The 17,050-nt window shown below is 44.9% G+C and carries 3 protein-coding genes; all 3 read left to right on the top strand.

What is annotated here, in order from left to right:
- Positions 1-2,442: condensation domain-containing protein (locus AB1K80_RS10355; protein ID WP_412856541.1), on the top strand; the 2,442-nt coding region annotated here is incomplete at its 5' end.
- A gap of 19 nt (positions 2,443-2,461) precedes the next feature.
- Entirely contained in the window at positions 2,462-13,159 is a 10,698-nt protein-coding gene (locus AB1K80_RS10360; protein WP_412856542.1) for an amino acid adenylation domain-containing protein, read from the top strand.
- Positions 13,160-13,204: 45 nt separating this feature from the next.
- Entirely contained in the window at positions 13,205-17,038 is a 3,834-nt protein-coding gene (locus AB1K80_RS10365) for a non-ribosomal peptide synthetase (protein ID WP_412856543.1), read from the top strand.
- The last annotated feature ends 12 nt before the right edge of the window (positions 17,039-17,050 follow it).

Here is a 17,050-nt window from a genome sequence, read left to right on the forward strand (position 1 = left end):
CTCAATGCCTATTTCAATAAAGAAGGCATCACCATTGCCTTTTTACCAACACAAATATGTGAGCAGTTTATGACGCTAGAGAATCACTCTCTGCGCTATTTACTAACAGGCGGTGACAAGCTCAAACAGGTGAAGTCTGTTCGTTACACACTTGTGAATAACTATGGCCCAACCGAAAATACCGTCGTGGCAACAAGTGGGATCATTCACCCACATCAAGGCACGCTTCCTATCGGAACAGCGATTGCCAATACCCGCTTTTACATCATGAGTTCGTTATATGACCTCTCGCCGCCAGGCGTACCTGGTGAGCTGGTCATTGCAGGGAAAGGACTGGCAAGAGGGTACTGGAATTTGCCGGAGGAAACGGACAAACGCTTTGTGGCCGATCCATTTTATCCAGGCGAGCGCATGTACAAGACAGGCGACCTTGTGAAATGGACCGAGGATGGCGAGCTCATCTATCTCGGTAGAAAAGACCATCAAGTCAACATTCGCGGTTTCCGAATCGAGCTATCTGAAATTGAAGCTCAGCTGCTTGCGCTTGATGCAGTACAAGAAGCCGTCGTGACAACCACGCAAGATGGGAGCGGTCAAGACGCGCTTGTCGCTTACGTGATCACAAGTGAAGAAACGGCCACTGTGCAAGAAAAACTAAAGCGTACGTTGCCAGAATATATGGTGCCATCATGGATCATTCGTCTTGACCAAATGCCGATGACGGCAAATGGTAAAGTCGATCTCAAAGCATTGCCAGCTCCAGATATGGAGGCAAATCAAACGGCATACGAAGCGCCAAGAGACGAAGTAGAAGCCCTTCTGTGCGACATCTGGGCAGAGGTGTTAGGGGTAAATCAGGTCGGAATCCACGATCATTTCTTCTTCTTAGGAGGAGATTCGATTAAAGGGATTCAACTAGCGAGCCGGTTGACACAAAAAGGCTGGAAGCTTGATATGAAACTACTATTCCAATATCCAACGATTGCGGAAATTCGCCCATACATGGAAGAAGCCGATCAAATGGCAGTAGACCAATCACCGGTTGAAGGTGAAGTCATCTTAACGCCGATACAGCGCTGGTTCTTTGAAAGAAACTTTAGTAGCCAACATCATTGGAACCAATCCGTCATGCTTCACTCTACGAATGGTTTGGATGAAGCAATCGTCAAGCGAGTGATCGAGCAACTGATGATACACCACGATGCATTACGGATGGTTTATCCGATCGAAGAGGGACGTATGATTCAGCGTCATCTTGGCATACAAGAAAACGAAGTGACAGTGGACGTGATTGAAGTACAAGGTGGGCTATCACAGCAAATGCAGCAAGTAGAAGAATTGGCAAATGACGTGCAGGCAAGTATTTCACTAGCAGAAGGGCCATTAGTCAAAAGTACGATTTTCCGAACGGAACAAGGAGATCACCTATTGCTGGCTGTCCATCATCTCGTCATAGATGGTGTGTCATGGCGCATTTTCCTTGAAGACTTTATGGCGCTTTATATGCAGTCGAAGCGAGGAGAGGTCTTCACGCTTCCTGAAAAAACACATTCATTCCAAGAATATGCCCAGAAGCTGACAGAATACGCTATGTCAGATGATCTGTTAGCCGAAAGATCCTATTGGAAAAAGGTGCTTACCCATTCAGGCACACCGCTCAAGAAGGATCGCGTAACGGGCGACCAAAGAATGCTGCATACGCAGACACTTCGCTTTACGTTATCGGAGAAGGAAACACATAGCCTGTTGACTGATGTACACGAGGCTTATCACACAGATATAAATGACATTCTGCTCACAGCATTAGGATTGTCAATGAAAGAGTGGACAGGCGAAGACAAGCACTTTATTCATTTGGAAGGGCACGGAAGAGAGGAAATCCTTCCAGCGCTCAATCTATCACGCACGATTGGTTGGTTCACGAGCATGTATCCGGTGTTATTAGATATGTCTCATGCACATGATCTTTCCTATCAAATCAAGCATTTAAAAGAGGAACTAAGACATATTCCAAACAAAGGAATTGGCTATGGCATTTTGAAATACTTAACGCCTGACAAGATGAAGGACGATATCGACTTTGATGTTACACCAGAGATCAGCTTCAACTACCTTGGACAGTTTGATGAACACCTTGGTGGAAGTGAACTCAACCGATCCTCATGGAATGCGGGTCAATCACTAAGTCCTCATTCAGAAAAGCCTCATGCGTTAGATATTGTTGGGTTCGTGGAACAAGGCATGCTTCATGTGACGATTTCCTATCATGGTCTTGAGTTTGAAGAACGCACAATGGAGCAGTTCAAAGATGTATTAGAAAAGAACGTGAAGGTACTGATTTCTCATTGTATCGCACAGGATGAAACTCAGATCACACCAAGTGATGTAGGGGATGATGACCTCACAATGGATGAACTGGAAAAGCTGATGGATCTATTTTAAGCAAACGAAGAGGTGGCCTATGAGCAAGCAGAAAATTCAAAAGGTATATCCTTTAACACCGATGCAAGAGGGCATGCTATACCATGCCATGCTAGACCCAAATTCCTCCTCTTATTTCACACAGCTTGAACTTGGAATAAGCGGAGAGTTTGATCTAGGTCTTTTTGAAAAGAGTATCAATGAGCTCATCCGGACATATGACATTCTCCGTACAGCCTTTGTATATCAGCAATTACAAAAGCCTCGTCAAGTTGTACTTGCTGAACGTCATGCAGATGTCTATAGAGAGGATTTAACCAATCTCAATCATCAAGCACAACAAAAGGTTTTAGATCAATATAAAAAGCAAGTGAGGAAACAAGGATTTCATTTAACGAATGATCTATTGCTGAAAGTCGCTGTTTTTCAACTGGATGAATCAAACTGGCATCTGATTTGGAGCAACCATCACATGATCATGGATGGTTGGTCCATGGGTGTCATCATGAAAAAACTGTTTCATTATTATGAATCCTTCCGAAATGGGCATTCCCCTGATCGCACGCAGGGGAAGCCTTATGCAGATTACATTCAATGGCTTGGGAAGCGAAACAAACAAGAAGCAGAAGACTACTGGAAGAAACGTTTAGACGGTGCGATGCAGCATCAGGGGATATTACAGCAGAAAGATGCCAACGGTCAATATGATCACAAGGAATGGACGTTTACATGGGACGCAGAAATGGTAGAAGCCATTCAAGGCTTGGCAAGACAATGCCAAGTAACAGCACCCAACCTGTTCCAAGCTGTTTGGTCGGTTCTTTTAGGCACATACCATGCGTCCGAGGACGTTACATTCGGAACGGTCGTCTCAGGTAGACCGCCTAGTATATCCGGTATTGAGCAGATGGCAGGATTATTCATCAATACCATTCCTGTTAGAGTGACATTGGATCATAAACAAACGTTTAAACAACTTTTTCAACACGTACAGCAGCACGCGCTGGAAGCGGAAAACTATGATTTCATGCCGTTATATGACATCCAACAACAGACCGCTGCTGGAGGGCAACTATTCGATCATTTGGTTGGCTTTGAGAATTATCCGTTAGATCAAGAGTTATCAGGGGACACCATGTCCACGCGTCTTGGCTTTTCTATTGATGTGAAGGATGGCTTTGAACAAACGAATTTTGATCTGAATGTGCTTGTCTATCCAGGTAAAACGTGGACGTTGAAATTAAAATACAATGCGATGGCTTTTGAGGAGCATGTGATAGCGAACATCTCCAAGCACCTCACTCATCTCATGAAGCAAATCATCCAAGATCCGGATGCGTGCCTACATGAAGTGTCATGCATCACTGAAGAAGAAAAACAACAAATTGAAACATGGAACAAGACAGAACGGGATTACCCGAAGCATCTGTCGATTCTTGAACTGCTCAAAGAACGTATCAAGGAACAACCAGACCATCTCGCATTAGTCGAAGGAGATCAATCTTTCACATATCAAGAGCTTGGGAAAGAAATTGAACGATTAGCGGGTCATTTAGTCGAAAAAGGCGTAAAACCTGAAGATGCCGTGGCTGTGTATATGGATCGATCAGCAAATGCAGTCGTTGCCATTTTATCTGTCCTATATGTAGGCGCTGCTTATGTACCGATTGATCCAGCTCAACCTGAAGAACGAATGAGATGGATGCTTGAAGACAGCGGGGCATCACTTTTGCTTTATGCTGACAGACAGCCGCCAGTTGGGAAGGACATTCAAACTGTCGATGTGTTGCACGTACCTCACAATAGACAGACGCTATCACTCGCCGATGTATCTCCGTCCCAACTCGCATACATCATGTATACGTCTGGCTCAACGGGACGCCCAAAAGGTGTTCAAATCGAGCATCAACATATTGTGAGATTAGCCCTTTCACAGGAAAAACTCAGTTTAAGTACCGCGGATCGCATGGCACATACAGGTGCAGTCAGCTTTGACGCCATCACATTTGAAATTTTCACTACGTTGCTAAATGGCGCTACTCTGTTCCCTGTTGATCGCGACACTTTACTGGATATGAGCCGTTTTGAACAATTTATCCAAACGCATCAGATCACGGCACTCTTTTTAACGACAGGATTATTCAATCAGCTTGGTCAGCAACGACCACAGATGTTCAAAGGGTTAACCACGTTGATAACAGGTGGAGATGTACTGAATGTGAAAAGTGCGGAGCTTGTGAAAAAAGCCAATCCATCCGTGGTGCTACTGAATGCATATGGTCCAACAGAAAATACAACGATCTCCACGGTTTACGAAGTGAGTGGGGAGGAAACAGGCTCGATTCCAATTGGTCAGCCGATCAATCATTCGTCAGCTTATATTTTAGATGACTTTCAGCGGCTTCAGCCAATCGGCGCCCCGGGGGAATTATATGTTGGTGGTGACGGTGTTTCAAGGGGATACCTCCATCGTCCAGATTTAACAAATCAAGTGTTTATGGCGAACCCTTTTAAAGAAGAAGGACGCTTGTATCGCACCGGTGATGTGGTGAGGTATGGAGCAGACGGACAAATTGAATTTCTTGGACGGGCGGATGATCAAGTGAAAATTCGCGGCTTCCGTATTGAGCTCGGTGAAATTGAAGCCGTTCTTCAGCAAGTGGCAGGAATCGATGATGCGGTTGTACTTGTTCATGAGACTTCTTCTCATGAAAAGGAAATCACTGCTTACTACACAGGTGCCATCACAGAGGAAGAAGTTCACACGTTATTCAATCGAGATCTACCTGCTTATATGGTGCCGCATCATGTGATGAAGATAGAGACATTTCCACTCACATCAAACGGGAAAGTAGATCGAAAAGCATTACCAAAGCCAGATGAAGCGCAACGTATGCAAATTGAAACAACGCCACCTCAAACCAAGACGGAACAGGCGCTTGCTGATATTTGGGAAGAGTTGCTTGGGAAAACCGTTGGTGTAGAGGACCATTTCTTCATGGTGGGTGGACATTCACTGAAAGCCATGATGATGTCAGCAAAAATACAAGAAGTGTTTCAAAAGGAAGTCCCGATTCAGGTGATTTTCAAGCAACCGACCATTCGCTCACTTGCGGCGTATATTGATCAGGACGGACAGAAGCAAGAGCCTTCTATTCTACCTGTAGAAAAAGCGGAAGTGTATCCGGTGTCACCTGCTCAGCGGCGCTTATACATTTTACAGACGCTTGAACCTAACAGCACGAATTATCATATCCCGATTGTCTTAACACTCGAGGGTACACTTGATAAAGAAAGGCTTCGCTCAGCATTTGTGCAATTGATCCAAACCCATGAGATCTTGAGAACAAGTTTCCATATGAAAGGGGAAGACATTGTACAGAAGGTGCATGACCAAGTTTCATTTGACCTTTCGATTCATGATATCAAAGAAGAGGATGCAGAAACTTATCTCGCGAAGCGCCAAGCGCCGTTTGATTTAACAGCGGCACCACTTTTACGAGCTGAATTATTGAGAGTAAGTGAAGAACGTCATCTTCTTTTCATTGAGGTGCATCATCTGATTACAGATGGCACTTCCATGAAGACGTTTATTCAGGATTTAGCAAAGTCTTATGATGGGGAAACCTTGGCAGATAGAGTGATCCATTATAAAGACTATGCAGTGTGGCAGCTTAGCACACAGGAAACAGAGAAGCAACAGGAGCACCAAGCGTATTGGTTAAAGCAATTCGAAGGAGACTTACCGGTTTTAGATTTGCCAACAGACTACCCGCGCCCAGCTGAGCGAGACTTTTCAGGGGAACGTGTCATGTTTGGTTGTGACCAAGAGACGACTCAGCGCATTCATGAATTGCTTCAGAAAACGGATACGACCCTGTATATGTTTCTGTTATCTGCATTTCAGGTCCTTCTCGCGTCCTATAGTGGACAAGAGGATGTCATCGTTGGATCTCCAGTTGCAGGACGGACGCATCCTGATATACAGGACATGCCGGGAATGTTTATCAATACCATCGCGATGCGCGGAAAGCCGGAGCAGACGAAATCATTTTTACAGCTTCTTGAAGAAATAAAAGAAACAAGTGTAAATGCTTTCGCACATCAAAGCTATCCGCTTGAAGAGTTAATCGCCCGTCTGACACTAGACCGTGATACAAGCCGAAGCCCGCTGTTTAGCGTCTCATTTAATATGCAGAATATGGAGGTTCCAGCCTTAAAGCTCGGTGAACTTGAGATTTCGCCTTATGCCATTCAGCATCAATCGGTCAAATTTGATCTCTCACTAGAGGCATTCGAACGTGAGGGAGAATTAAAATTAAGTTTTGACTATGCAACAGCGTTATTTAAAGAAGAAACCATTCGCCAGCTAAGTACACATCTTCTTGCGATTATACGTGAGGCGATTCGCGAGCCTCAAAAGCGGATAGGTTCATTTCATATATTGAATGAACAAGAGCAGATGGAGCGTTTGAAGACAAAAGATGAAGAGCTAGTGAGTCACCATGAGCCTTTTCATGTCCAATTTTCACGTCAAGCAAAGGAATCACCAGATGCGATTGCTGTCATGGATGATCAAAGGAAACTCACTTATCGCGAGCTGGAGGACATGTCGAATGCACTCAGCTATGAGTTGATGGCTCGTGGCATTGAGAAAGAAAGTCCTGTGGCGCTTATCCTTGATCGATCCGTATATATCATCGTGTCAATGCTTGGTGTGATAAAGGCAGGAGGCGCATTTGTGCCAATTGACCCAGCATTTCCTGCTGAACGTATCCGATATACATTAGAGGACGCTGGTGCATCATTCATTGTGACAAATGAAGCCCGTCTAGATGTATATGAGGATCAGTACCCGATTCAGGTGATTCCTGTAGAAAAAGCCGTAGATCAAGCGCATTCGCAACGACCACTTCCAAAGGTATGTGTGGATCAGCTTGCTTATGTGATATATACATCCGGTACAACAGGAAAGCCGAAGGGCGTGCAACTCACACATCGCAATCTATCACACTACGTCAATTGGTTGACGAAAGAGGTATCGTTGCAAGAATGTGATCGCACAGCGTTGCTATCATCTTATGCATATGATCTAGGATACACGAGCATCTTCCCGATCTTGAAAGCGGGCGGTTCACTCTATCTTCCGCGTGAGGATGTGTATACAGATCCTGTGCAGCTGAAACGCTTTATGCATGAACAAGAGTTAACCTATATCAAAATGACGCCATCCCTGTTTCATATGATGGCAGATTCAAAGAATGATGACTTTGATACGTTGCGACTTGTCATTCTTGGGGGAGAACCAATAATCCCAGAGGATGTTGACACATTTATTCGACAACATCCATACGTCACGGTGATGAACCATTATGGACCGACAGAGACGACCATCGGTACAGTGTCAAAGCTAATCACAATGCAAGACCTAGAAGACTTGAAGGCGCGTCCGGTCATTGGACAGCCGATTGCACACACAAGAGCACTTGTATGCAATCAAGCGCAACGTCTCGTGCCATATGGCGCACCAGGAGAGCTGTATATATCAGGTGATGGTGTGTCTAGAGGATACTTGAATCAACCTGAATTAACAGCAGAGCGTTTTCTTGAAAATCCGTATTTCCCTAATGAACGGATGTATCGCACAGGAGACTTGGTTCGACAGCATGCAAATGGAGAGATTGAGTTTCTAGGAAGAGTGGATGATCAAGTGAAGATCCGCGGCTATCGTATTGAAAAGCAAGAAATCGAACATGCCGCACGCACCATTCCGCTTGTTCAAGACGTCTATGTCAAAGTGATTCAGATGTCCCGTTTACCAGAGCTGGTGCTATATTACACAGCGGATGAACAGATTGGAACACTGACGTTTAGAGATCAGCTGTCAGACATCTTGCCGAATTACATGATTCCGACTTACTTTGTCAAAGTAGATCACATCCCGCTGACGCCGAACGGGAAGGTGGATGCGAAGTCACTGCCACTTCCGCATCATCACGGTCAGACAAACCGAACGGAGCATGTACCACCAGAAACAGCGCTTGAACAGGCGCTATGTGACATTTGGTCAGAGGTGCTAGAAGTGGATTCAATCGGTGTCCATGACCACTTCTTTGAATTAGGTGGACATTCACTCAAAGGCATGGTGCTGATTTCTAACATGCAAGCCAAGCTGAACAAGCATGTGCCGCTCAAAGTCCTTTTTGAAAAACCAACGATAAGAGCGATTGCCGCATATATGGAAAAAGCAGATTCTTCGCTGGCTTCATCGATTCAGCCAGCTGAAAAGCAAGACTTCTATCCAGTCACTTCTGCACAAAAGCGAATGTATGTGATGCAACAGCTTCATCCAGAAGCGGTCACTTATCATATGCCAGCCGTTTTCATGATGGAAGGAAGCCTTGATCTTCAGAAATTAGAAGGAGCGCTTCAAGCATTAATCAATAGACATGAATCTTTGCGTACGGCTTTTGTTGAAATTGACGGTGTGCCTGTCCAAAAGGTCTATCGCCAAGTGCCGTTTACGTTAGAGGTTGTTGAAATAGAAGAAAAGCAGCAGCAGGCTGTCGTGGATGATTTCATCACACCATTTGCATTACATCAAGCGCCATTAATGAGAGCAAAAGTGGCCAAGCTGTCTGATGAGACATACATGTTCATGATGGACATGCATCATATCATTGCCGATGGTGTGACGCGTAGCTTGTACATTCAAGAATTGGCGCAGTTATATGAGGAAAAAACGTTGCCACCGATCCAATTGCATTACAAGGATTTCGCAGTATGGCAGCAAGAAGAAAAACAACAAGCATTACTTGAAAAAGAACGACAGTATTGGTTGGAGCAATATGCACAGCCTCCAGCAGATTTGGCGTTGCCACTTGATTTTCCGCGCCCTGCTGTTCAGACATTTGAAGGTGATCGCGTCGATCAATGGTTATCTGGTGAAAAGGCACAGCAAATCAAAACGCTTATGGCCGAAAAAGGGCTGAGCTTGAATATGGTGATGCAAACCGCCTTTGCGATCTTCCTTCATAAACTAACAGGGCAGACAGATATCGTCATAGGGGCTGTAACAGCTGGACGTACACAAGCAGCACTTGAGCATATACCTGGAATGTTCGTCAATACGCTCGCACTGCGTAATGAAGTGAAGCTTGAAGAAACAGTAGAACAGCTGCTTCAGAAAATGAAAGATCGTAACCTATCAGCCTATGAACATCAAGGGTTTCCATTTGAGGAGCTTGTGGCGTTATTAGATCTTCCAAAAGACACGAGTCGTAATCCGTTGTTTAGTGTCATGCTGACAACAGATGAACGGGATCTGACGTTACCTGATCTCAAGGGAGTGAAGCTCTCTAGAAAGGAGCAGGATACGGTCCATGCAAAATTTGACTTAACGCTCGGTGTATGTCAAGAGCAAGACCAGGTAGGTGTACGCTTTGAGTATGCAACGGCTTTGTTTAAAAAGAACACCATCGAGCGCTGGAGTCGATACTTTGTGCAACTCTTGGATGAAATGATGGCAAAGCTGAATCAGCCAATCTCAACACTATCGATGTTAACGGAAGCAGAAAAGAGAGACATGGTGAGCGAATGGACAGGCCCAGTCCTTGACGTTCCGACAGACCAAACCGTCCACGCCCTCATTGAAGCCGAGGCGCAGAAATCACCGCATCTGAAGGCAGCTACTTTCTGCCATACAAGCTGGACGTACGAGGAACTGAACAACCGGGCGAATGCAGTCGCCACGGGTCTCATGTCTCGAGGAATCAAACGAGGGGATCGGGTAGGGATTCTCACTCGTCCGTCTCTTGAGATGTCGGCCGCTGTACTAGGTGTTTTGAAAACAGGTGCGGCATTTGTTCCGATTGACGCCGATTATCCAGATCAGCGCATTGCATATATGCTCGAGGATTGCGGGGCAGAGGTGCTTCTCATCCAGAGAGGACTCACCGCACCATCTTCTTTCACAGGACAAGTCCTGCACATCGAAGAGGCGGTTGAAGGAGAAGCGCACGATATTCATGTTTCGATCACATCGAATGATCTTGCGTATATGATTTACACATCCGGTACGACTGGACAACCGAAGGGTGTCATGGTCGAGCATCAGTCACTTGTGAACCTTTGTTTCTGGCACAACGATGCCTTCCAGGTGACAAGTGACGATCGAACCGCGAAATATGCCGGCTTTGGCTTTGATGCCTCCATCTGGGAAATGTTCCCGACATGGATCGCCGGCGCGGAGCTGCACATCATTGACGAAGACATTCGTCTCGATCTGATAAAGCTCAATGCCTATTTCAATAAAGAAGGCATCACCATTGCCTTTTTACCAACACAAATATGTGAGCAGTTTATGACGCTAGAGAATCACTCTCTGCGCTATTTACTAACAGGCGGTGACAAGCTCAAACAGGTGAAGTCTGTTCGTTACACACTTGTGAATAACTATGGCCCAACCGAAAATACCGTCGTGGCAACAAGTGGGATCATTCATCCGCATCAAGGCACGCTTCCTATCGGAACAGCGATTGCCAATACCCGCTTTTACATCATGAGTTCGTTATATGACCTCTCGCCGCCAGGCGTACCTGGTGAGCTGGTCATTGCAGGGAAAGGACTGGCAAGAGGGTACTGGAATTTGCCGGAGGAAACGGACAAGCGATTTGTGGCTGATCCATTTTATCCAGGCGAGCGCATGTACAAGACAGGCGACCTTGTGAAATGGACCGAGGATGGCGAGCTCATCTATCTCGGTAGAAAAGACCATCAAGTCAACATTCGCGGTTTCCGAATCGAGCTATCGGAAATTGAAGCCCAGCTTCTTGCGCTTGATGCCGTACAAGAAGCCGTCGTGACAACTACGCAAGATGGAAGTGGTCAAGACGCGCTTGTCGCTTACGTGATCACAAGTGAAGAAACGGCCACTGTGCAAGAAAAACTAAAGCGCACGTTACCAGAATATATGGTGCCATCATGGATCATTCGTCTTGACCAAATGCCAATGACGGCAAATGGAAAAGTCGATCTTAAGGCATTGCCAGCTCCAGATATGGAGGCGAATCAAACGGCATACGAAGCGCCAAGAGACGAAGTGGAAGCCCTTCTGTGCGACATCTGGGCAGAGGTGTTAGGGGTAAATCAGGTCGGAATCCACGATCATTTCTTCTTCTTAGGAGGAGATTCGATTAAAGGGATTCAACTAGCAAGCCGATTGACACAAAAAGGCTGGAAGCTTGATATGAAACTACTATTCCAATATCCAACGATTGCGGAGATTCGCCCATACATGGAAGAAGCCGATCAGATGACAGTAGACCAATCACCGGTTGAAGGTGAAGTCATCTTAACACCGATACAGCGCTGGTTCTTTGAACGTAAGTTCAATCACCAGCATCATTGGAATCTGTCCATGATGCTTCATGCGCCGAATGGATTTGACTTAGCGATTACAGAGCGCGTCATGCAAAAACTGGTTTCCCATCATGATGCATTACGTATGGTCTATCGACAGGAGCATAATGACATTCTGCAATACAATCAGCTAGAACTCACAGAGACCATGTCCGTGATTTCTTGTGATGTCACGCAAGAGCAGGATGTGAAAACGGCGATCTCCACTTATGCCAATGAGTATCAGCGTCAGCTGAACCTTGAAAAAGGACCATTGATGAAGGTGATATGCTTCCATACAGAAAATGGCGACCATTTGTTGATTGTGACACATCATCTCGTCATTGACGGTGTATCATGCCGGATTTTACTAGAAGACTTTATGTCGCTTTATCAACAAGCGGAGCAAGGGAAGACGCTAGTCCTTCCGCCAAAGACACACTCCTTCAGAGAATGGGCTGGAGCAGTCGAGCGTTATGCACAGTCACATACATTAAAAACCGAGAGTGAATATTGGAGCGAGATTGAAAGTGTGCCATTTACGACATTACCTGTTGATCATCAAATCACAGCGAGAAAAGTGGCTGATGTCAAAGCTGTCCAAATGCAATTAACCGAGACAGAAACCGAGCACCTTCTCACCGATATTCATCACCCGTATTCAACAGATATGAATGATATTCTGCTTTGTGCACTTGGTCTAGCTGTTGGAGAATGGACCGGACAACCTCAAGTCCATGTGCAGCTTGAAGGGCATGGGCGGGAGGATATTTTATCAGGACTCGATGTATCCCGTACGGTTGGTTGGTTTACGAGTATGTATCCAGTCATTTTAAAAGCAAGTCCGGATCAAGACATAGCAGGTGCGATTAAAGGAACAAAAGAAATGCTTAGACGTGTGCCGAATAAAGGAATTGGCTACGGCATTTTGAAGTATTTGACCATGTCACAGTTGAATGAACAACCTTTGCAACCTGAGATTAGTTTAAACTACCTCGGTCAAATTGATCAGGATGTCACGACAGAATTGTTTGGACCATCCCCATATGATATGGGACGGCAAGCAAGTCCTGAATCAGAAGCCATTTATAAGCTAAATCTCAGCGGTCTCGTGAAAAACAATCAATTCATTCTCTCTTGTTCTTATTCCGCACAGGAATATGACGAACAGACCATTCAGCAGTTCGTGGCGCTGTTAAAGGAAAAACTAAAGGCGATCATCACGCATTGTTTAGCACAACATGAGCGTGAGTTTACGCCAAGTGACTTCTCTGCGTCCGGTCTTGGAATGGATGAAATGGATGATATTTTTGACATGCTTGAAGAGAAATTGACATAACACCACTAGATAGACATGTAAATAGGGAAGGGAGGAATGAAATAGATGAGTCAATTTAAAAGGGATCAAGTTCAAGATATGTATTATTTGTCACCGATGCAAGAAGGCATGCTGTTTCATACCCTCCATCATCAAGAAAAGGGCTTTTATGTAGAGCAAATGGATATGAAAGTGAAGGGTACACTGCGCCATGACTTGCTAGAGGAAAGCATGAATATCATCGTGGATCGGTACGATATTTTTCGTACCGTCTTCCTCCACGAGAAAGTGAAGCGCCCGATCCAAGTTGTCTTGAAGAAACGACCATTTCACCTTGATGTCATAGATATACAAGGGCTGAATGAAAAAGAGCAGCTTATGCGGATCGAGACGTTTAAACAAGAGGATCAACGAAAAGGGTTTGATCTTTCGAAGGATCCACTCATGCGTGCATCATTGTTTCAAACGGCTCCTTCAACCTATCGTTGGATATGGAGTTATCATCATATCCTTTTGGATGGCTGGTGTTTTGGACTTGTTGTACAAGAGTTATTTGCGGTGTACGAAGCGCTCCTCAATGGAACGTCTTATAAGCTTCAACCAGTTAAACCGTATAAAGAATATATTGAATGGCTAGAAAGACAAGACAAACAAGCCTCTCTTCAATATTGGCAACACGCGTTAGCGGGATTTGATGGACAATCGACCTTTAAAGAACAACGAAAACGAACAAAAGATCATGAGCTAAGTGAAATAGAATGGTCACTTAGCAAAGAAGAGACAGTTGCTTTATCGGAGCTCGCGTTACAGCAGAATGCCACATTAAGTAGCGCTCTTCAATCGGTTTGGTCCATTCTATTGAGCAGATATCAGCGATCAAACGATGTTCTGTTTGGTACCGTTGTGTCAGGTCGTCCGGCAGACCTTGCTGGCGTTGACAGAATGGTTGGACTGTTCATCAATGTCATCCCGCGAAGAATTCAACTGACAGACGAAATGACATTTCGTTCTCTATTAACAGACACGCAGCAGCGTTCACTTGCAGATGAACCACACCAATATATGCCGATTTATGATATTCAGGCAAAGGTAGGTCACAAGCAGCTCATCGATCATATTGTGGTGTTTGAGAATGTTCCGACTGCTAAGCAAGATCAGCAAGAGGCGCTACTAGGGTTTTCGATAGAAGAAATGAACATTTATGAAAAATCGAATTATGATCTCAATTTGCTCGCATCACCTGGAGAGCAATTGCAATTGAAGTTAGCCTTTAATCAAAAAGCCTTTGATCGCGCGTTTGTTGAACGATTAAAAGAACAGCTCACTTTCTTACTAAAAGAAGTGGTCAAGTGTCCGGATCAATCGGTTCATACGCTGACTCTCATTACAAAACAGGAAAAACAGCGAATTCTTGAAGAATTTAATGCACCAGAACTGGAGCATGATCAGCTCTATCTGACGAAATGGTTTGAGCATAATGTCCGTAAACAGCCAAATGCGATTGCATTGTCAGCCGGAGGGCAAACCATCACATATGCGGAGCTAAATGAACAAGCCAACCGAATGGCGAGGCATTTACAGAAAAATGGGGTGGCCCATCAAACGGTGATTGCCATCTTAGCAGAGCGATCGCCAGAACTCATTATGAGTCTGCTTGCTGTCTTAAAGGCGGGGGCAACCTACGTCCCAATTGACCCTGAATATCCAGACAGCCGCATTCAATATATGTTGAAAGATAGCAGAGCAACCCATCTTCTGACGCATTCATCCTTCATCAGTCAGGCGAAGGGGTTCGCATTTAGTGGCACATATCTTTTCGTAGATGATCAGGAAATTTCACTGATGAGCTCAGAGAATCTGCCACTTGAAGCTGGTTTGCACGACGTGGCATACATGATGTACACATCTGGCACAACGGGGCACCCAAAAGGGATTATGACTACACATTCTAATATCGCCAGGGTTGTCAAAAATACGAATTACTTAACCATTTCAGAGACAGATACATTACTCTCGTTATCAAATAGCGTTTTCGATGGCTTTACCTTTGATGTATATGGTGCTCTTTTAAATGGGGCAAGACTTGTGCTACCGAAAAAAGAAACCATTTTAGACATGAGACAGCTGACTGAACTCATAGCGAAAGAGCGCATTTCTGTCATGTTTGTCCCGACCGCCCTATTCAACCTCCTTGTAGATGAGGGGACAGATTGGATGCGCGGCTTGCGGAAGGTGCTGTTTGGAGGAGAGCGTGCATCCGTTCCGCATGTGAGAAAAGCCTTTGCTGTGATGGGGAAAGGGAAGTTGATCAACGTTTATGGTCCAACAGAATCAACGGTCTTTGCCACATATTATCCTGTAAATGAAGCCATTTCAATGGAGGAAAAGTCGATTCCAATTGGAAAGCCACTGAATCAGACGGGTGCTTATATATTGGGTGTGCAAGGACAACTTCAGCCGATTGGAATGATTGGAGAGTTATGTCTGAGTGGGAAAGGACTGGCAAAGGGTTATTTAAACCGTCCTGACCTGACAGAACAAGCCTTTATCTCGCATCCATTCGTTTCCGGTGAGAGATTGTATCGAACGGGAGATCTCGCTTATTTCCGAGAAGACGGCGTCATTGAATATGTAGGTAGAGCCGACGATCAAGTGAAAATTCGTGGACACCGCATTGAATTAACGGAAATTGAAGCCCATCTCCTCATGCAATCGGGTGTAAAACAAGCCGCATTGATCACTGATCATGATGAGACGAATCATACAAGGCTATTGGCTTATATCACGTGTGAGGATGATTGGAAGGACAAGCTCGATGTCATCAAAGCAGGGCTGAAAGAGCGTTTGCCTGCTTATATGTTACCTCACGAGCTGATCGTGCTTTCGAATTTGCCACTCACACCAAATGGGAAAGTCAATAAACGACAGTTGCCAAAACCGGAAGCGGTACAAGGCAATCGGCATGTGAAGCTTCCAGTGGATGAAGTAGAACAAAAGCTACTTCTCATTTGGAAAGACGTACTTGAACGAGATGATATTAGCACAGATGATCATTTCTTTGACATTGGCGGGCATTCCTTAAAGGCGATGTCTCTGTTGTCAAAAGTGTCTAAAGAATATCAAGTGCAGATCCCGATTCAACAGTTGTTTGAAACGCCAACAATTGCAGGACTTAGTCAATATATTCGTAAGCAGGATCAAGAGGCATTTGGCTATCTTGTGTTCAATGAAACTCAATCATCAACAGTCTTTGCACTACCACCATTACCAGGCTACGGCTTTATTTATCATGAAGCATCAAAAACCTTAGACGATGTTCGCCTCATCGCCTTTGATTTTATAGAAGCAGATCAGCGCATTGGGCAATATGTACAGCATATCCAACACCTTCAGCCAGAAGGGGCACTGACCTTAATGGGATACTCTGGTGGGTGCTATCTAGCCTTCGAACTCGTGCAGGCCATTGAACGTACAGGGCGAACGGTTGAAAAGGTCATCATGATCGATTCCTATAAAAAAATTGGCGAAAGTGATTTACAAGGACGATCCATTGAGGACGATATTCAAGCGATTGTACAACAATCGAAGCAAAGTGAACTCGCACAAGCGGCACTCGTCCAAGAGGACCTCGCAATGAAAACGCGGGCCTACTATGAAACGTTTGTCCATGGCATCAACAAAGGGGAAATACAAGCAGATATCTACTTCATCCAATCGGAAGAACACATTGCGATACCGGACTGGATGGAGGAGTGGGAGCATGCAACGACCGGTGCCTTTATTCACCTACAAGGCTTTGGTCAACATGCTGACATGTTCAAAAGAAAAGAATGTGCAGCAAAAAATGCACAGCTGATCAAACGTATATTGATGAACAGCGAGAAAGAACCAGTCTTGTAAACTTTAGCTTAG

It is taken from the genome of Bacillus sp. 179-C3.3 HS (genome assembly GCF_047229225.1).
GTDB lineage: Bacteria > Bacillota > Bacilli > Bacillales > Bacillaceae > Bacillus.

Coding starts and splice junctions, on each gene's coding strand:
- AB1K80_RS10360 (WP_412856542.1), top strand. CDS start 2,462: ATGAGCAAGCAGAAAATTCAAAAGGTATATCCTTTAACACCGATGCAA.
- AB1K80_RS10365 (WP_412856543.1), top strand. CDS start 13,205: ATGAGTCAATTTAAAAGGGATCAAGTTCAAGATATGTATTATTTGTCA.